Here is a 20,015-nt window from a genome sequence, read left to right on the forward strand (position 1 = left end):
CATCTCTATCTGATACTATAATGGGATAAAGAACCATATTTATGAGCAAGAAGTCGATACGGTTTTTCAATGACCGTGAGGTGAGGGCGGTCTGGGATGACGAGAACAACTGCTGGTGGTTTTCGGCTATTGACGTGGTGCGTGCTATCAATGACGAGCCGAACTATACGAAGGCGGACAACTATTATCAGCATTGTTAAGAAAGATATATGGATAACGGACAGATTATATTATTTCAGACGCAGGGTGGCGAGACGAAGATTGAGGTTCGGCTTGCCAATGAATCTGTATGGCTTACTGCCGACCAGATGGCGGAGCTGTTTCAACGCAACAAGTCGACCATTTCAAGACATATTAAGAATATCTATGAAAGTACTGAATTAGAGCAAAATCGAACTGTTGCATTTTTTGCAACAGTTCAAAACGAGGGCGATAGAAAGGTTGAGCGCAATATTGCGTACTATAATCTCGATATGATTATCAGTGTGGGGTATCGCGTAAATTCACATCGGGGCGTGCAGTTCCGGCAGTGGGCTACTCAGGTGTTGAAGGAGTATATGATTAAGGGTTTTGCGCTGAATGATGACCTGCTGAAAAATGCCGGACAAGGAAACTACTTTGATGAGTTGCTCGCGAGAATCCGAGATATACGCAGCTCTGAAAAGGTGTTTTACCGTAAGGTGCTTGAAATATATGCCCTCAGTATAGACTATGACCCTCGTACTTCCATCACGCAACAGTTTTTCAAGACAATTCAGAACAAGATGCACTTCGCCGCTCATGGCCACACTGCTGCCGAAGTAATTTATGACAGGGCGAATGCCGAAAAAGATTTCATGGGTCTGACAACGTGGCGTGGGGCAATGCCAACCAGGCATGAGGCAGAGATTGCGAAAAATTATCTTTCAGAAGAGGAGGTCGATATGCTAAACCGCATTGTCAATCTTTATCTTGACTTTGCCGAGCTGCAAGCCAAGAGCCATGTGCCGATGTACATGAAAGATTGGATTCAGAAGCTCGATGACTTCCTGAAGCTGTCGGGTAAAGAATTGCTCACTCATGCCGGAAGCGTGTCAGCCGAAGTTGCCAAACTCAAAGCCAACGAGGAATACGACAAATTCCGCGAGCGTGCCCAGTATAAGCTCTCCCCGGTCGAGATTCATTTCCTCGAAGCCTTTGAAGCCGAACAAAAGCGACTCCGTGCAAAGAAATAAACACAAGAATAATGAATGCATCTAAAGAAATATCACAACTGATAGCCAACGCAAACGAAGATGATTTGCGCGACATTGTTTCAGGATGGGTCGACAAATATTCTGATTTTAGGGATTATGTTCGGAATTGCCTGTGTCCTCCGGTAGAGGACGTGGATTTTGGGCGTAAGCTCAGTCAGGCGATTGACCGCGAGACCAAAGAGTTTTTCTCGCGCCATGATGTCAGAGAGGCAACAGACTGGGGGAATGTCTATAATGACTTGATAAAGCCATGGAGCAAGAATGCAGACTCACTGTCCAGTGAGAAACTGTATGACCTATGTGATGTCATCGTCAAAGAGGTCGGAATGCAGGTAAGAGACGAGGATTTTTATGGCGATGATTGGTATGGCGATGATTTTTCAGGCTATATTCAGGATATAATGGATGTGCTGGGAAATGTTGCTGGACTTCTGATTATTCGCGAAGATGTCAACCATGAAATTCTTGATTCTTTAAAAAAACTCATTAAAGCGGCTAAAAAGAAGGATGTGATAGACAGCTATATTGATTCGCCATACGATTTTATTCTTGAGCTTATTTCGCTACGACAAAAGGCAGATGAAGTCACATGTGGTATATACGATGCGTTGATTGACGAAAATCTGGGTGATGAGGCCGGAGCTTGGGTATGCCGTAAAATTGATTTCATCCGTTCAATGGGTCTTGAAGATGAAGCCCATAAATATATGGAGGATGAAATCGAATATCCTGATGTATGTCTGAAATATTATAATGAGTTGCTTACCGCCGGCAACTGGCAGGAAGCAATCGTTCTGCTTGACAAGGCTCAGACAATTAAAGACAACGGCTCTTACTTTTATTCTCCCAGGACTCCGAACTGGCTTGAACTGAAACAGCAGCTTCTTGTTGAACATGGCACCCTGGAAGAACGCATAGAGAATCTGAAACGACTCTTCCATAACAGCTACAACGATAAAGAGAAGTATTATCGCCAACTAAAAGAACTCGTTGACGCAGACCGATGGAACGAATTCTATCATAATCTTCTCTCTAATGTAACCGGTTATAAGGTTCTTGATGAAATCGCCCCATTCCTCATTGAAGAAGGTGAGTTTGACTGGTTGTTCCGCCTTGTGTCGGAATCAACGGCAAAGGATTCGACTGATTATCGGACTCCGTTAAAGTACGCCGGAGCATTGCGTCAGACTCATTTTGAAGAAATGCAGGCGATCCTAATCCGTACAGTCCGTGCATACGCTGCCGACCGTTTTCCTCCAAAGAAAAAGGTCAATTCATCGAAGTACTCATATTTTAGGGCAGATTTGGAATCGTTGTCAGAACTTGGGTATGCAAAAACGCAAAAGGAGATTGTCGAATTTTTACTGCAGGAATATCGATTCCGTCCATCTCTTGCTAAAGAATTGAGGTCTATAAAACTAGTTACGGACAATGAGTAAGAAGTCGATACGGTTTTTCAATGACCGCGAGGTGAGGGCGGTCTGGGATGACGAGAACAACTGCTGGTGGTTTTCGGCTTCTGACGTTGTACGTGCTATCAATGATGAGCCGGACTATACGAAGGCCGGTAACTATTGGCGTTGGCTCAAGCGTAAGCTCAAACAAGATGGTGTTCAGTTCGTGAGTGGTACTCACAAACTGAAAATTGTCGCTGCTGACGGTAAGCAATATAACAGTGATGCGCTGTCGGCTGAGGATATTATTCTTCTCGCCAAGCATTATCCCAACAATCGTGCGAGCAAGTTTCTTGATTGGTTTACGTATAGTGACAACACCATTGACGGGCAGAGCCGAAAGAAGGCATACACTTTATTTGAAAGCGGGCTGTTAAACTCTCTTGAACCGGGTAGCATTAAATGTCTGCAACAGATACATGCCTACCTCTTTGGTGGTCTTTATGAGTTTGCCGGACAGATAAGAACCAAGAACATATCAAAGGGTGGATTCACGTTTGCCAACTGCCTCCATTTCCCGACTATCATTCCGACCATTGAACGTATGCCGGAAACGACGCTTGACGAAATCGCCGACAAGTATGTCGAGATGAACGTAGTGCATCCATTTATGGAAGGGAACGGACGCAGCACCCGCATCTGGCTCGACCTGATGCTCCGTCGCTCGCTGAAACTGTGCGTAGACTGGAGCCGGATTGACAAGAACGAATATCTGACCGCGATGAGAGAAAGCGTTATTGACTCAACCCATATCAAAGCCTTGCTGAAAGGTGCGCTGACCGACAAAATCAACGACCGCGAAATGTTTATGAAAGGCATCGACTACTCATATTACTACGAGGAAGAGTAGATTACCGAGCGTTACTTTTTATATTTCAATTCTAAATCCTTCGCTTTTGCTCTGACGCAAGAATCAGTTCGAGTAGATAGAGAGATTGTCTTAAGAGCTTCTACCTCCCATCCATTTTCGAAAATCTTTCTTGCTTTGGATCTCCGTGTATTTTGAGCGTCCGGTGTGTATTTGTTAAATTCCGGGTATTTCTGACAGAGTTCCATAACAGAGATATTCTTATCTTTGATTAAAGCAGGAAAGAGTATCTCAACATATGCCTTCATTCCAATGGCTTTGATAAGGCACTTTAATTCATCGTTATCGATAGGTGTCATAAATTTAATTACGTTATATTTGTTATTTGCTTATGCAAATTGCAAGGAAAGTTGCGCGGAATATTTGAATTTTGCCTGTAATTTGCCTGTAGAAAATAAAAGAAGCGACTTAACTTGGTGATTTACACTTTGTTAAGTCGCTTTTATGGTGCCCAGAACAGGAGCACGAATATTAGATTGTAATGGACTAACATAGAATTTGGTTAAATTCTTGATATTATCGTATAATGCTGTATTTAACTATATTAGCGCAATTTGGATGATTTTGAATAATTCGGAAAATCTGTCTTGATTTAGTTAAATCCAATCTTGGTTGACACGGCGTTGACACGAAAGTTATTGTGTATGTCAACCGTATTGACTAATTTTGTGTTGGAAATAATAATCACTCTCCTATGGCAACACTCACTCGTAATATCACGAAGGGTACCAACCCTATGGGGAAGGCGGAGCTTCTGCTGCGTCTTTCCGTATCGCGTAATCTTGTAGTCCGCCTGAAGACTGGACTTTGGATGGATCCCTCGCGCTTTGACAAGGGGATATTCTCTTTACCCAAAGACCCGACGGCACGTGCCGAGATTCGCGCGATAGAGGACAGGCTTATCGACATTGAACGATTTCTTATCAATCTCTGCGAGAAAACGCCGTCAGACACGCTGACAAAGGATTTCGTTGTTGCTCAGTATGATTTGTTTCTGCATCCAAAACCGGAAAAGCAGAAACGGCAACCGCGTAATCCAAATTTCTTCGACATATTTGAGGATTACATCGAAAAGAAAAATATTTCGGAATGGCGCATCAAGCATCTGCGAGTCCTGAAACGCGCATTAATGCGATATGAGCTGTATGTCCGCGCAAACGGTCGCGGCCGCTATAAAATCAAACTTGATGATTTTACAGTCGATGATGTCAACAGTTTCGAGAAGTTCCTGCGCTCAGAGCATGAAATCCACGAGAAGTATCCGGAAATATATAAGGCTGTTCCGGCAGACACACATACAACGAGAAAGAAACCGAAGCCCCAACCCAAAGGCGACAATACCATCATCGGTTTGTTTGGTCTGATGCGGGCTTTCTATCGCTGGTGCCGAGACCAAGAGTTGACAACCAATGACCCGTTTGCAAAATACAACGGCAAGACAACCGAAGTGTATGGCACCCCCTATTACATTACTCTTGAAGAACGCGACAGGATTGCAGACTACGACCTTTCTGCGAATCCGTCATTAGAGGCACAACGCGATATTTTCATCTTTCAGTGCCTCATCGGATGCCGCGTGTCTGACCTCATGGCAATGACTCCGGCAAGTATCATCAATGGAGCCATCGAGTATATGCCTCAGAAGACAAAGGGCGAACGTCCGCAGGTTGTCAGAGTGCCTCTAAATGCAAGAGCCCAAGCCCTCGTTGCCAAGTATGCCGGACGCGATGACTTGAACGGCAAACTGTTTCCCTTCATCAGTTCGCAGAAGTATAACGTGGCCATCAAAAAGATATTCACGACCTGCGGAGTCAATCGCATAGTCACCGTTCTCAATCCTACAACCGGGGCAGAAGAGAAACGTCCGCTGAATGAAATAGCCAGCAGCCACTTGGCACGACGCACCTTCATCGGGAACCTCTACAAGAAAGTCAAAGACCCTAATCTCGTCGGCTCACTCAGCGGCCACAAGGAAGGCAGCAAAGCCTTCGCCCGTTACCGAGACATTGATGAGGACATGAAGAAAGAACTTGTCAACCTCCTCGACTGATTTTTCTTTTCCTCAGCCCCTATACATCGGTTTAGTTCATCGGGCATATATAGTGCCCGAACTGAACTAACCTTATGTTATATGTTTATGATTTCGTTTTCATCAAACCATCCCTTATCAATAGCCTCTTTCTTCACATTTTCAGGGACATATGTATACATCACGACTGCTAGTGCATTCTTTGCCCTAGTACATGTGACATAAAACAATCTTTTAGTACGTTCGATAGAAGTTTCTTTACCTTCCATTAAATTCCTTTTGTCTGCATCTGATAAACCTTTTACTCCAAAAAGTTTGTCATAACTAAATAGAAAACCCTTTGCCTCAGAATCATCAATAATAACCATTACACGATCAAATTCAAGACCTTTAACGCCTTGGTGTGTATCGAATTGTGACTTCTGATTTACATAATCATCATATTTATGTATCATAGAAATTGGCAAATCCATTACTTCTACCCAAGCGCGAATGTCCTCTGCTACGGTTTCATCTAACTCGGATAATTTCAGTGTATACGCTTGCTTGACAACATCCGGCACTTTTAACAATTGAGATTTTATGATTTCTTCTGTAACTACTCGTATGGTTTTATTTCCATTTACAAAATCTGTCAAGCGTGTAGCTGCATCTCTACATCTTAAATAGAGTTCGTATGGCTTGTCCTTATTCTGTCTGCTCAATAGTGGTGAGTATTCTTTCAATATTTCTAAGGCTTGTCGTCCCCCGTCATTTATTGATTTTACTATGGGAAGAACTTCTTTAGTAAAAAATTCTAATTCAGGTACAGTACCTTGAAGAAAGGTCATCTGGTATTTTGAGACTTTGCTAAATGGTGCAAAAAATTCAGCAAATCCTAATCTTCGAACAGCCATCATATGTTCCAGAGTTAGAGACTTGACATCGGTGTCTTCTCCGACCCATTTTTCATCATTTGTTTGCTCGAACATGATATGTCTAATATTTTTCTCCACCTCATCTTTGTTTTGGTCATCACGTTGTTTGACGATAAATAGCCTTACAAAGCCATCATTAGCATCTTCTCGTGGATTCTGTTCAGCATGAATATCTATATCCTTGCCAATACTGTTGGCCAAACGAATTATTCGTCGACCACTGCGATAGTTCATTCTTTTAATTGGTTTTTCCCATCCGGCAGGAATTATGCTTTCGATATTTTCCTTGCCATCAGTATAGATGCGTTGCTTCTGATCACCAAGTAAACCCAATGTGAAAATACTAGCGAAGTTTTTTTGAATTTCAAAGAAAGCATCGACTAGTTCCTTTTTTGTATCTTGGCTTTCGTCAATCAGAAGAATCGGATATTTTTGGGCAATGATTCTTTGTAACAATGGTATGTCCTTAATCATCTGGGCAGAGATTTTAATAACTTCTGCGTGTTTTAATGCATTATATTCTGGATTACTTCCATTGGGATTATATATAAAACGCTCAATGGTCTTTGCTTTTTCGAATCGTTCATTTAGGTCATTAAGTTTTTCTTTATTAGATAGATATGTTTTAGTCGTCTTGTTTTTCGTGTCATTTAACTTCTTCCTTAAAGTTGTCATTTCTTCACTGAGATGTTGACAATATAAAGATCTAATATCCGTTTGATAATGTTTGATAACATCCCAAACAAAACTGTGAATCGTTGAGATGCGGAAAATCGAACTGTAATCCAAACGATTTATTATTTCATCGGTCGCGGCATTAGTATATGTAATGACTGCTACATTTTTGCCCTGTAATAACAAATCTTTTCCAATGCGATCGCGAATTTTTCTCAGTAATAGAACTAAAGAGAACGTCTTTCCAGAGCCAGCCCCAGCAAAAAGAAAGAAGCTTTTGCGAGGAGTTGAAAAAATACATTTCTCTAGCATTTCATCTACTTGCGTATCGATACTATTTCCCATTTTTGTTCTCTTTAGAATCCAAATAAGCCTTTATCCAATCAAGTCCTTCCTGGATATACTTTGGAGGGATTAGATTGTCAATTAATTTGACGTTATATAGCAGAGAAATGGCAAAGTCAGCTTTTGAGAAACCTCCTTTAATTTCCAACTTCTTAAATATTTTTTCTTGAAGTTCTTTAGCGGAATTACTATTCTTCAGTAGATTTGCTACGGTAGTAATTGTTCCCATTTTTTTGAGTCCTTCTGTACGGAATAATTCAAGGTTCGTAAAGATCAATGCGTCCTCAAACGTATAAGGACATATTTCTGTTTCGGTATCATCATCTTTATTCCACTTGACCTTCACTGGAGTTTGGTAGGCAATCCTTACATTATTGATCAATTTCTCTTTATCATCAAGCACTAACAAATCGTCAATCTGCTCCTTTTCTGGAAGCCAATCTAATATTGAAGGATTTCCTGTGTTATATCCACTCCCTTTAGCTGTAATTACAGCCGGATGGGTCTCTTTCCCATCGACTCCTATTTTTGTTTCAGTCGCATCTATATCAGTCACAATTAGAGTCGCGATTCCAAGTCGTTCAATAAGTTTTCGGAACCTATGGGCATGTCGCCCATTCACCTCTATGACTGAAATATAATGCGAGTCCATTCCAACTTTCGATAGGAATCCAGGTACAAGTATTTTTTCAGCGGGACCTTCAACTAATATTGTCGCATCAGAGAAGAATATATCGTAATGAGTCAGACGAATATATCGTGTTACAAATTGTTGCGTTTCCTTATCGGACCCAAATGTACTTGAAAGATTAACTACTTTTGAAATAGGAAGTTTATCGTCAGCATCCATAACTCGTCTGAAATAACGCATACAGTTTAAATCAAGTTCGTTTACAACATGATTTGAATGGGTGCTTAATACAAGTTGTGTACATAGCCAAGGATTATCCTCAATGAGTTTATTGTTGCATAGGGCTTCAAAAGCCTTTTTTACAAATACTTGTTGAGCCTGAGCGTGAAGATGCGCCTCAGGTTCCTCTACAAATACCACATGAATTGGCTCAATTTTCTCATCTTCGCTTAATTCTCTTAACCATCGATCTCGAAAATCTATAAGTTTTAGATAAATCGAGATAAGATTTCTATATCCTAGACCATTATATTTTTCGGGAAGTGTAAGACCTTCCAGTCCGTGTATGGCAAATTGGACTGCTGAATCATGCTTGATGGCTTCTTCTATCTGAATCTTGCTACTTATTCTTATCATTGGATTTTGAAATCCAGGATAATTGATATTCTTCAATTCACCAACAGGATCCTTAAAAGTCCTTCTTAGTTTTTCGTCATATGTCTCATTGGCCTTTGTTATACCTCCAATAAGAACCAGGTCATCCGAAGTTAAATCATCTTCTTCGAGACATCTGCTTTTATAGTATTGTTGGAACTGCCGTGATAACGTATCAATATCATTGTCAGTTTGTCCTTCTGGATCAGAAAAATCGCGTGATGCTAGAATCGTATCAACTCTGATTAGCTTATCTAATGGATTGAATCCAAGTTCATCATCGGGAGTACTCTGAACTCTTTCTTCATCATCTGGATCAAGGGCATAGTCTATGATATAATATTTAACATCAAAGTATTTTCTAAGATTTGCCCCTTTCCCTAAGAAATCACATAAATTTCTTGGATATAATTCCGGAGAGTACGCTTTCGCGTACTCCTCAGTCGACTCTAAAAAATTAGCTTTTATCTTGGCTTTTTTGTAATCGGTGTATAACGTTGTAACATCCTTGGGTACATATTGTCCACGTACTCCTACTACTTTACCGTCCCATGTGCTAAGTGAAGGTATCAGGTGGTTTACACGATACTGTTCTCCATCGTTCACTTGTATCCAAACATCCATTGATGGCACAATGTCATCCCATTTATGAGAGTCTAATAATGCCTCATCAACAGTGTCATTTTCCAACCACTTTTCGCCTATTGCATCAATTAATGCCCAATTAGTGGCTGTAAATTCCTTAAGTGTGAATTTTTCAGTATTTTTAAGGAACCAAACAATAGCACTAATGGCAGAAGTTTTTCCACTGTTATTAGCACCAACAAATACCGTCTCTCTTTCTCCAAAGTCTATATGGCAATTCTTTAATTTACGGAAATTCCGGATATGAACTGATTGTATTCTCATATGTTAGTTCTCCCTTTCTTTAGTCTTCTGGAAGACAATTTTTCCCAGATGGTACGCCCTAATTTAACTTCTTCTGACGAATAACCGTATTTCTCAATGAGTATTTTTTGGTCTGTAAAATCAAGAATTTTGTCAATAGATTCTCCTTTACGAAGCATTGCATCTATCTCATCAAAAATCATATCATTGTCTTCATTATAAGGTAGATATATGGACTCTACCTCGCTGGGCATCAGTTCCAATACGCCACCTCCAAAGTTCCTGCCTACTATTTCGGCATGAGCAAAAGAGAGTGAATTATAGTAGCTCGCTACAAATGCCTTGTGATTAGTGCCTAGCTTAAAGAATACACGATGCATTGTATCTGTGGTATAAGCTTGAGCACTGTTTAATACAAGACGAGGGAATAGATGATTTCTTCGTAGGAACAGAGCGTCTGAGAGTTTAACCGAAGGGATTACAAACCAGTCATCGCGGATGCTGGTCTTGTATCCTTTATTAATCCCATCTGCCTCGCCGGAGGCTATATATTCTTTTGCGCCGTCATGATTAGCAATTTCCTCTTTTGATCTAAACACAAGTAAGTGTGCACGACTACCTTTATTCACATTTTTCTGCCAGTCGTGCGTTGTGAAATCAAGACTTGACACTTGCACGCTTCTTCCGACCATGGGTTTTGCAAAATCATCTAATCCATAGAAATCAACAATCGATTTCGGTACTGTAAAATACTGATTGGCACCTGTCGTAATGCCGACTTCTACAGAAGCATAGTCTCCAATATGGTGTTCCGCATTTGATGACAAATTCTCAATGAAAGAGATTTCCTCTTCTGATAGAAAATAATATGACCACTTATCGGAATCCTTATTGACTGTTTTTTTGTTGAAATGCAGTCCTCCATTAAGCAGGAATTGTAAAGCTGAAATATCCTTGACATCAACATGGTCAATATTATGTCTTCCACTTCCATCTTTTTCACAAAGCAGCAAAACCACTTCTTGTTGAATGTCATCAAATACAAGCTGCTCAAATGAAATGATATTCACTTGGTTAAAGGTCTTGATAAGATGATTTCTAAGTTGCTTGGCATAGGATACTTGTAGTATATCTGCTGGCACAACAAAAGCAATTTTTCCTCGCTCCTTCAACAATAAAGAGCTACCTACTATGAAGGTTACCCAAGCATTTGTCAATTTTGAGTACTTCAATTTAGCCTTCTTAAAAATATCAGCAGCTAAAGATTGCAGCGATTGGTCATAATATTGGTAACGAATAAACGGAGGATTCCCAACCACAAGATCAAAACGTTGATTTGTCGTCAAGCAAAATTCATGAAAATCACGATTTTGAATCTCTGCGTCAGGAAGATCAATCGCCAATGCCTTATTAGCCTCTTCCTCATCTAATTCTATGCCAAGAAATGATGTAAAATCCATATTGAGATTTTGCATCTGCTCAAAGAATACACCATCTCCACAACTGGGTTCCAAAATATCAGGATGCGTCAAGCCTGACATTCCCCATTGTAACAGGAATGCGGCTATCTGCGGAGGTGTATAATATCCCCCTCTCAATTTCTGCTCGGTTGCATTTTCAAATAGTTGCATATATCTCTGATATTTTGGGTATTTGATAATATTCTTCCTCTGTCAGACAGAAGAGCTTTTGAATAAGAACCTCCATTTCATTCTTCTTAATGGAGAAATTTCTTTTCAAGGGTGTAAGGATTCGGTTGTTGTTCCCGGCATTGACAATTCTATCCCCAATTGAGATAAGTTCTTGTTGTAGAGCAGATATGTCATCATGCAATTGTTTATCAACCGGATTGGTAAAATCAATTGACCTAAAAGGTAATTGCTTGAGGACTTTAGTACCTCTTGCAATGAAACCACCCCGAAATATCTCACCATACAAAGATGAGACCCATTCAAGAGGTCTTGATGTGAGTAGTGCTTGGAGGTAATAAATTGAGTATGGAGAGTTCTCCGGCAAACTGATAATACAATATCCTGCGGTCCCTCCAGATGAAACCAAAGTGCCATAAATATCTACGGCATACTTTTCTCCTTGAGAGAGCACTCCTACAATTAGTTTGCATGGCAGTTCGCATGCTTCAAGACTCTGATGCCTTCCGTATCTATGCCATTCATTGTCATTGTCCGGGGTGGGCTTAATGTCACGAGTCTTTCTGTCCAGTTCGTGCTTAAAAGCCATTATGTAGGAATATCCTAAAGGATATTTTTCAGCCAATTCCTCCAGTGATACTATCTGCAACTTCCCATTGCCGTCTTTAATATAGGGGAAAATTACACGAGCATTCGGTCTGAATGAATTATAGGAGCTCAGACCATCCTTGACAGTCTTAAAATAAGGCTTGGTAAGACTCTTTTCTATTTCCCATGTGGAGTTACCTCTCAAAAATGAATAAGTGGTTGCAGTCTCGGCGATAGGCTGAAAAATATAGGTCTTATTAGCACTTGTCTGAATACCGTTAAAGATATTATCGCTTCCAACTGCATCTGACAAGGTATAGCCATCTCTTTGAATCTTTTCAAAAAGTTGGTCGAATTCCATTGGTAATAATGCCCATGTATCAGAACTGATATAATCTGATGAGCGTTCAGTTATGTCATTAACGTCAAGTCTGGTTCTCCAAAGAGAAAGATCACGAACTTCTTCATACTTGAAGTTGGGATTGTTTTCCTTGGTTAAAATCAGCAGACACGTATATGTGGTTTTGCCATTGAATACTTGGTTTGCACCAAAGGAGATGAGTTCTGCGAGATGATGATTTATGGCAATTAAGTCTCTCAGTTTAAGAGCTGCACCTACTTTCATGAATTTGCTAGGTATGATATACCCAAGAGCTCCATCATCTTTTAAGAGTTGAAGCCCACGTTCTATAAACAGGAAGTACTTGTCATACTGTTTATAGGCCGAATTGTATTTTGACGGATATAATGGATGCTCTAATGGAGTAAGATTCTTCATATCCTCCGATGACATATATGGAGGATTCCCAATAACGACATCAAATTTCAATTCTCCGAAATCGTACGTGTTAATAGACTCTCTGAGGTTTGTGTTTTTTACATCATCAGGCCCCAAAAGGCTGTTCCCGAAAAATATATTTTGAGATAAACTTGGCAATATCGGCTTATGACCGGATAAAGAGTTTACATTCTCATCCTCCAGCACCTTAAGCAATAGCCCAAACTTAGTCGCTTCTGTCGCATTGTAATCTTTATCTACTCCAAAAATACAGTTAGTAAGTATTTTAACCTTCATAGAGTAGGGCAAACGAAAACCGTCTATACCAGTGCGGCAGAGTTCTTCCGGATTATTATGAATATAGTAATCCAATGTAACGTCACACAATAATTGGAATAGTTCCAGTAAAAATGCACCAGAACCGCATGCGATATCAGCAAATTTCATCTCGCATAGTTGGCCCAGATTTTTACCTACAGCTCTAGGGAGTACGGCACGCCTAAGTATCTCTTGGATTATATATGTCGGTGTGGTAACAACGTCTCTATCGACATTTTCCGGCTTATCAACTAGCGCCAACGAACCATCGACATCTGCAATCCGTTTAGAGAGGAATATTTCATAAATCCGACCAAGAATATCTGATGACAAAACGGCAAAAGAATATGGAGTTTCAGGATAATACAACTGCCTTACAATATCCCAGAAAGTCGAAGATATATTGCCGATTAATTGTGGTGCCAGAAACTCATCAAAGAGACCGGAATTATACTTTAGGTCGGCCTTATGGAATAAAGATACTAATTCAGTAGCATCTCCTTTTTCTGCAATATACAGTAATTCTTGATAAGTCTCAATGTTGCGATCCTCACATACACGTAGAAATAGGAGTTTATTAATATAGCTTTGCACGATGTCCGATAATTGGTCGAGCGGCATCTCTGGACTCTCTCGATGTATTTCATTCGCTAACGCAAGTCTCCAATTATTTATCTGCTCAAGAAATAACTTATCTATTGGCTTGTAATCGATATTGCGTTCAATATGCGCCCAGTTCTTATCAAAATCACCATTATATACACTGTCCTGACTCAGCAAGGAAGAAATCTCATCAAATTTTTCCGCATATTCAGTATAATGATAGCTCTTGATGAGACACTTTTTTCTACTATCGTCACCATTTACAGGTATGGTTGTATCGTAGATGTACAAATACTCAAAATTAGAAAGCACAGAAATATTAAGTCCTGCAGTATAACCATATCTGCGCACTTGTCTGGCTGGACCATCTTCCACCTCAATTTTGACATGCGGTTTCTTGGCTTCCAAAAAGAATTTTCTTTCTGAAAACAGTCTAAAAGTGTAATCTGGTTTCTTAGTATTAGTATGGGCATTAGCTTTTAAGGGTTCTTCCAAAAGAACCTCCCTCTCATTAGTGCTCTTACCCTGAACGTTTTTAATATCCCAACCCAACAATTCAAACAGAGGGTCGAGGAAATCGCTCCGTAATAAGGTTTCGTTATATCGTTCTGATTTGTAATAGTCAAAATCTTGTCGAAATCTTGATACCAGATCAGCAACTTTTATTTTCTTTTCCATATTCAGCTATACTTTCTGAAACAATAGATAAAACATCATTTGCTGATGACTCACCAGCAATTACATCGTACACTTTGTCAGCTAACCATAATTGTCGTAACTCGTTTTCATCTATATCATAGTATTTAGCCAATATGGGTATATGTTCTTCTTTTGCAAATCTTTCTCCTCGCTCAATGCGGCTATACATAGGTGTATCTATGTCGAGCAGTGCCGCTATCTGTCTTTGTAGATAGTGATTCTCTTCTCTCAACGACTTTAATTTCTGTGCGAAATACATTGTTGTCAAATTTTGATTTGTCAATTTATGACAAAATTAATGATTATTTTTGATGCAACCAAATTTCCTCAACATTTTCTGTCAAGTAGAAGCTGATGGAAGGTATAAGAAAGTGCCATCGGCAACTGCGTTGGCTGTCGATGGCATTGAATGGGGATTGTTGTCACATGTGGAAGCCGCCGTTGAGGTGCTTGCCTCGGCGTTTGGCTCGCCATGCATCAAGGGCTTGCTTAGGCGTAAGCTCCGGATGTCTCGCCTTGAACTCAGAGAATGTCTCAGTATCGCCTCCGGATACTGAACAGCATCCACCTTCGGGAGCGGACGGTTGCTGAGTATGGCTAAGAGATGGGGCAAAGGAAGAAGTTGAAGTCTGCTTAGGCTCGTCTGGATTTGATGAAAATACTTTGGGTACTTTGACTTCCGGTACGAATTTCAAATAGACGGTAGAGTATTCTCCCTTACATCCATCGACGCGGATTGCTTTGCCTGTAACGTAGTCATTAATCTGCTGTCTAGAAAATTTCACTCCTCGGAAATTGGTTATCGGGACAATGGAGCCGTCGGCATACATCCATTTTGAGTCGGGATGCAATGGGCGATTCTCTGAAAGATGCTTTCGAATATTACTGTAACTGAAACGCCGGTCAATCTTCGATGCAGAAAACCGTTTCCCTTTTCGGGTGTACCACAGGCCTTGCACCTCATTGGTGCCACGCCTGTATTTGTACTCTATACCGACACCTGACGCTTTGAGTTTAGCCTTGAATTTGTCAAAATCGCAGATGCTACGATCTTTCCATGCGTCATTTACTGCATTGAAAATCTCATATCTGATTTTCTCGACACCACGAAGTTGGTCCACATTCGTATGCTGCTTACCGTCGGAAATATGCAGTCCATACTCCTCAGTCAAGGAACGACAAGCGTCTTTATTGCGACTATAGTCATTACTGTCGGAGATAGTCTCCCCGAAATTATTAATTCGGCTATACACCAAGTGGCAGTGCGGATAATCCTTGTCGAAATGCCTGACCAATATATAAGGAGTGTCTTTTATGTCCATTCTCTCCATATATTTTCCAGCGATTTCAACCATCATTTCCTCTGTCACCTTGTCCTTATCCAAGGCGTGAAAGTTGAGAGAAATGTGTCCGACCGGGTCTTTGACATTCGGGTTCATAGATATGTTATCCTGTAAAGAGGCGGTGATTTCCGCTCGCCCACCTGACAGAAATACATCTTTAGAGTCGATGATTTTCCATTCATCACAGGGCGAACCATCCGGTTTGTCCTTCTTCTTTCGGGTGACATAATCAATGCAACCTCCGGCACTTCCGCCGTTGCTTATCTTGCCCATCATATGCTGTCGGGAGTATTACGATAGGTTTTGATAAGCGACAAAATAAAGTCCCGGCATTCGTATATGTCCCGAAAAAGTTGGACAAGGTTCTCATTTGTTGAACCTCTGTTTAGAATAGATGAACAGAATTTGGCGATGCGATTGAGATTCTCGGCTATGCCCTGAAGATCTCTTATCGCCTTTACGTCTTTGGGTTTTAGACGCTCCGTCACCGTACAATGGATTGATGCCTGACGGATATATTCCGAACGGTTCAATCCAGCAACAATTGCCTTGTTCATCATTATCTCATATTTGTCGAGGTCGTATTTCACCGGAACAACGATTGACTTTCGTTCCTCGGCGGGTAGTTTGGGTCGACCTTTGGAAGGTCGGGAATTGTATCTTCTCATAATAGCAGTGTGTTTAGAAGTCTGTGACCATCGGGAGCGGTTGGGCGAGTCGTTTTCGGATTACATGTAATACGAAAACATAAACTCGCTCCAACCCCAACCGAACACTGACGATAGTTTCGAGCTGCGCGAAACTAAGCCCGCTTTTAATGGTCGTGATTAATCATGTTTAGACAGTTGCAATCAAGCAATCAGAGTTTGCGCCAGATTTCGTGGTCGGCGGCGTAGTCGTCCATGTGGCGAAGAAGCACCGAGTCGATGAAGCCGGAGATGGTGGTGTCGATGCCTCCGAGTCGACGAACCATCAACGCGATGCGGTTGTATAGTTCCTTGCTGATGCTTGTCTGCTTGCGCTGTTCAAGTATCTTCGGAGCGAGGTAAGCTGACTTGTATTCCTCGTACTCCAATTTGCGCTGTCTGATGCCGATGCGCTGTTGTTTCGGCTCGATTGCCGACAGTGGTGCAACTGTTGTGTCGTCCTCGGTGGTTTCGGTGTCCGCATTGTTGACAGCGGTGTCACTGATGACTTCGACACTGTTATTGAAGATGTTTTCAGTCATTTCGGACGACTGAGTTTCTGTAAAATTCTTTTTATTACTCATAATTGTAAATTTTGATTGTTTGTAAAACTTGTTGTCAGATACTCATTCAGGTCATTGAAACCTGAGTAGAGTGTGGAGCGGTCAATCACTTTTGTACCGAATCGTTTTGTCAACTGACCCAATGCTATTTTACCTGCAACATCGTTGTCAAGATAGCAATGGATAGCTTTGTAATCACGCAGATGGGGGATTGCCTTGTTGACATTACTGACCGAATTGAGAATGATTGCATCCGTTCCGATGATTCCGAGTTTCAGTGCCGACAGATAGTCAATAAATCCTTCAAACACTGCACATTCCGCTGACGGGCCATCGCGTATGCGCCGTATGGAGATGTCTTTCGGCGATATGCAACCTTTGAAATATCGGTTGCGTACCTCATAGCCATCTGACTCGTTGGCAAAGGCAACAGAATAATATTGTTTGCCTCGACAACAGTAATGAATCTGTTGGCAATGAGCCTTTGAAATCTTCGTTGGAATGCCACGCTCTTGTAGGTAAGCGACAAGTGCGTGACTCTCCAACGGCACAACTCGAATGTCCTCAAAACTCGGGGCAGAGTGTCGTGGAGCAAAAGGGGAGCGACTGTCTGCATCGATGGCATAGGGCAACTGTCGGCGATGCAATGAATGAGATAGCGCATATCGGTTGACTGATATATCTCGGCTGCAAGGTCTACGATATTGCCTCCTTTACCGATACCGAAGTCATACCAGCAGTTGAGCGTAGTCTCCACCTTGAACGATGGCGTATGCTCCTGTCTTAGCGGTGACTTATACCAGAGTTTGTCCCCACTCCGTCTGACCGGCTCATGCCCGAGTCGGGACATGAAAGTGGCTAAAGGGATAGTTTTTATCTCTTTAAACATGGTGGTAAAAATGTTAGGGGTAGCAGTTCAGGTTCAGCGCACATATATACACACCGTACCGAACTAAACTCGATTAGTAGTAGAAGTCGCGGTTGAACTGATAGGCTCCGTTCTCTTTGACGATCATCCGCTTGTTCATCAGGAAGGTCTTCAGTTTGGTGACCTTGCCGTCGCCATACGGATAGCCGCAAGATGCGTATGCCGCCTTGATTTTATCCTCGCAGTTCTGACACCCTTTGATGGCTCCGTCGGCGAAGGCGAGTTCAAGAGCCTCACGGTGCTGGTCGGGCGACAGCTCGTTGTAGGAGAACACCTGCTGCTTGGAGGCTTTTCCGAAGGTGTGGTTCTCGACAATCTCCGGCAGACCGTAGTCGTTGACCCTGAAAGCGAATGGCGCGAAGTCCATTGACCGGATACATGATGCCGACACCTCGGTCACTTCATCATCTGTCGTGCTTTTGGAAACCTGCAATACGGTCTCGGCCTTGTTGTTCAGCTCCGTGCCGACATGACCGCGCACGTTGTCATCGCTCTTGTTAAGGTGCAGGACAGTGTGGATGTGTATCTGATACTTGTCCGTCCACTCCATCAGCTTATTGATGAGCCTTGACGATTCGGTGGCGTTGTTGATGTCAAACATCAGGTCGCGTACACCGTCTATGATTACCAGTCCGACATTCGGTGTTGTGGCAATCGCCCGGTCGATAATCTCCAGTCTTATGTCAGGCACCTGTGCCCTAAGCTGGGCAAAAATAAGATTGTCGGGATGACGGTCGAGCGGCAGACCGGCAAGTTGCAATGCCCGGCGAATCACCTTCTGACAATGATAGGGACTCTGCTCGGTGTCGAAGTAGAGGACAGTCCGCTTGTTGTCGGGAAATTCGGCTACATATCGCAACACCTCCCCGTTTATCAGCGCAGCCGCTACGATGGCACTGACATTGAAAGTCTTCTTGCTCTTCGCTTTCCCAGTCGATGCCGAGAAGTTTCCGAGGGTGCCGATAACGGAGCCGTTGCAAAAGAGAACCTCCGGTGCCACGGCAATCTCGTCCGTCACTCTGATTTGCGAAGTATGCCACAGTACATCCAATTCGTTGGCATCCATCATCGTTTGCCGCGCTCAATGATGAGACATTCCACATCCGCCTGGCGGTAATAGACCTTGCGGCCTATCTTCACAGGCACGATGTATTTCTTTCTCTCCCAGTTCCACAGGGTGGTGGGACAGATGTTGAATTTTTCCAGCACTTCCGCTTTGGGCAGAAGTTTTTCCTGCGACTGTTTCACCATCGGCGAGAGCAGTGCCTCCTTCGCCTCGCTGATAAAATGGTCGGCAAACTCCACAAGGTCTTCGATTTTTATGTTGAGGGTAAGACCGGTAACCCCACTCTTGACGAGTTCAATAATGTTATTCATACAAGTTTTGTTCCGCCGGATGATGGAAGGCATGGAGCGATGGCGGATTTAGGTCATCCCATACCTTTCGTCACGATTGACGTGGATTCGTGGTCTTTCCAATTTGAAAACAGGCATGGCGATAGCGTTCTCGACTCACTTGGGTCAAGGCAAATGACATGACAATATCAAATATGGAAGTGGGAAGTGGCCATTAAAACGATATACATTCCGTGGGCTCTCTGGCTCTCCCAAAGCCTCAAGCATTACTGGGAACAAAATTTACGGCTTCTTCTTTGCCAAAGGAAGAAGGCTGGCGCTTAACCCTGCGCGGGTCATGAAAAGTCGGTCATCTGCCTTCGGTCTCCGGATACCGTCATCATTCTGACCATTGGTTGGTCGCAGAGGTGCCGGATTGTGAATCCGTTTCTCCCTGCACTTACTCGACAAATGTACCGCCATGTGAGATTGTTTCGCCTCTTGATACCGGTTTCCCGATATTTCCGAGATTTTGCTCAACATTGCCCAACTTTTTTATTTCTGGCGATTTTCAATGAGAATAATCTCATCAGCGGATTGTCTGCCAGTCTATCATTATAACTACCAAATTTGCATTTTGTTCACGCAAATAATTGATATATTGGTAGTTGTCTGCTGTTGTCCGGCTTTTGTCCGCTGTTGGGTCAGGCCTTGCGACAAGATTAGACCAGATTATCAGATACGATAGAATCTCAAAACGAGCAAATGTTAAAATTCAAATGTCCGATAATTTTTTTCGTTGAGACACCCTTTTTGACCATGATAACGG

17 protein-coding genes and 1 pseudogene are annotated in these 20,015 nt (G+C 42.1%); 5 read left to right on the forward strand and 13 right to left on the reverse strand.

Annotated elements, in window-relative coordinates; translation table 11 throughout:
* Positions 1 to 41: 41 nt before the first annotated feature.
* The 4 genes and pseudogenes from E7747_RS08870 to fic all read left to right on the forward strand — a co-directional run.
* Positions 42 to 191, forward strand: a pseudogene (locus E7747_RS08870) (cell filamentation protein Fic); the annotation flags it as partial.
* A gap of 18 nt (positions 192 to 209) precedes the next feature.
* Positions 210 to 1,214 carry a virulence RhuM family protein gene (locus E7747_RS08875; protein WP_136415512.1) on the forward strand — a complete coding sequence of 335 codons (1,005 nt, stop codon included), beginning with the start codon at positions 210 to 212 and terminating at the stop codon, positions 1,212 to 1,214.
* 11 nt (positions 1,215 to 1,225) lie between these two features.
* Entirely contained in the window at positions 1,226 to 2,674 is a 1,449-nt protein-coding gene (locus E7747_RS08880) for a hypothetical protein (protein WP_136415514.1), read from the forward strand.
* On the forward strand, positions 2,667 to 3,539 hold the full coding sequence (gene fic / locus E7747_RS08885; RefSeq protein ID WP_136415516.1) for a protein adenylyltransferase Fic: 873 nt from the start codon (positions 2,667 to 2,669) through the stop codon (positions 3,537 to 3,539). Before E7747_RS08880 ends, fic begins: the two co-directional genes overlap by 8 nt.
* Positions 3,540 to 3,550: 11 nt before the next feature.
* Here the strand turns inward: fic and E7747_RS08890 are convergent, their stop codons facing one another.
* Positions 3,551 to 3,856: a hypothetical protein gene (locus E7747_RS08890; protein ID WP_123614249.1), complete on the reverse strand. Its 306-nt coding sequence runs from the start codon at positions 3,854 to 3,856 to the stop codon at positions 3,551 to 3,553.
* A gap of 395 nt (positions 3,857 to 4,251) precedes the next feature.
* Here E7747_RS08890 and E7747_RS08895 point away from each other — a divergent pair, with 395 nt between their 5' ends.
* Positions 4,252 to 5,607, forward strand: coding sequence for a site-specific integrase (locus tag E7747_RS08895; RefSeq protein WP_228449117.1), 1,356 nt, complete (start codon positions 4,252 to 4,254; stop codon positions 5,605 to 5,607).
* Positions 5,608 to 5,684: 77 nt separating this feature from the next.
* Here E7747_RS08895 and E7747_RS08900 read toward each other — a convergent pair whose 3' ends face one another.
* The 12 genes from E7747_RS08900 to E7747_RS08950 all read right to left on the reverse strand — a co-directional run bounded on the left by E7747_RS08900 (position 5,685) and on the right by E7747_RS08950 (position 19,228).
* Entirely contained in the window at positions 5,685 to 7,523 is a 1,839-nt protein-coding gene (locus E7747_RS08900; RefSeq protein ID WP_136415518.1) for a UvrD-helicase domain-containing protein, read from the reverse strand.
* Positions 7,513 to 9,717 (reverse strand): ATP-dependent endonuclease, encoded by a 2,205-nt coding sequence (locus tag E7747_RS08905; protein WP_136415520.1) that lies wholly within the window; start codon positions 9,715 to 9,717, stop codon positions 7,513 to 7,515. Before E7747_RS08905 ends, E7747_RS08900 begins: the two co-directional genes overlap by 11 nt.
* Positions 9,714 to 11,327 (reverse strand): class I SAM-dependent methyltransferase, encoded by a 1,614-nt coding sequence (locus tag E7747_RS08910; protein WP_136415522.1) that lies wholly within the window; start codon positions 11,325 to 11,327, stop codon positions 9,714 to 9,716. Before E7747_RS08910 ends, E7747_RS08905 begins: the two co-directional genes overlap by 4 nt.
* Complete coding sequence (locus E7747_RS08915) at positions 11,314 to 14,310, reverse strand: Eco57I restriction-modification methylase domain-containing protein (RefSeq protein WP_168185298.1); 2,997 nt, start codon at positions 14,308 to 14,310, stop codon at positions 11,314 to 11,316. The genes E7747_RS08910 and E7747_RS08915 overlap by 14 nt, the downstream gene beginning before the upstream one ends.
* Positions 14,285 to 14,590 carry a helix-turn-helix domain-containing protein gene (locus E7747_RS08920; protein WP_136415524.1) on the reverse strand — a complete coding sequence of 102 codons (306 nt, stop codon included), beginning with the start codon at positions 14,588 to 14,590 and terminating at the stop codon, positions 14,285 to 14,287. Before E7747_RS08920 ends, E7747_RS08915 begins: the two co-directional genes overlap by 26 nt.
* Positions 14,591 to 14,753: 163 nt before the next feature.
* Entirely contained in the window at positions 14,754 to 15,950 is a 1,197-nt protein-coding gene (locus E7747_RS08925; RefSeq protein WP_136415526.1) for a relaxase/mobilization nuclease domain-containing protein, read from the reverse strand.
* A complete protein-coding gene (locus tag E7747_RS08930; RefSeq protein ID WP_136415528.1) occupies positions 15,947 to 16,342 on the reverse strand; it encodes a plasmid mobilization protein in 396 nt (131 codons plus the stop codon). The genes E7747_RS08925 and E7747_RS08930 overlap by 4 nt, the downstream gene beginning before the upstream one ends.
* Before the next feature lie 191 nt (positions 16,343 to 16,533).
* Positions 16,534 to 16,902, reverse strand: a complete 369-nt coding sequence (locus E7747_RS08935; RefSeq protein WP_228449118.1) for a DUF3408 domain-containing protein — start codon at positions 16,900 to 16,902, stop codon at positions 16,534 to 16,536.
* 38 nt (positions 16,903 to 16,940) lie between these two features.
* Positions 16,941 to 17,234 carry a toprim domain-containing protein gene (locus tag E7747_RS16995; RefSeq protein WP_228449119.1) on the reverse strand — a complete coding sequence of 98 codons (294 nt, stop codon included), beginning with the start codon at positions 17,232 to 17,234 and terminating at the stop codon, positions 16,941 to 16,943.
* Positions 17,198 to 17,812 (reverse strand): CHC2 zinc finger domain-containing protein, encoded by a 615-nt coding sequence (locus E7747_RS08940; protein WP_228449120.1) that lies wholly within the window; start codon positions 17,810 to 17,812, stop codon positions 17,198 to 17,200. The genes E7747_RS16995 and E7747_RS08940 overlap by 37 nt, the downstream gene beginning before the upstream one ends.
* A 73-nt stretch (positions 17,813 to 17,885) precedes the next feature.
* Positions 17,886 to 18,920: an AAA family ATPase gene (locus E7747_RS08945; RefSeq protein ID WP_136415532.1), complete on the reverse strand. Its 1,035-nt coding sequence runs from the start codon at positions 18,918 to 18,920 to the stop codon at positions 17,886 to 17,888.
* Complete coding sequence (locus tag E7747_RS08950; protein ID WP_136415534.1) at positions 18,917 to 19,228, reverse strand: helix-turn-helix transcriptional regulator; 312 nt, start codon at positions 19,226 to 19,228, stop codon at positions 18,917 to 18,919. The genes E7747_RS08945 and E7747_RS08950 overlap by 4 nt, the downstream gene beginning before the upstream one ends.
* Positions 19,229 to 20,015: the final 787 nt, after the last annotated feature.

It is taken from the genome of Duncaniella dubosii, from assembly GCF_004803915.1.
Classification (GTDB): Bacteria; Bacteroidota; Bacteroidia; order Bacteroidales; family Muribaculaceae; genus Duncaniella; species Duncaniella dubosii.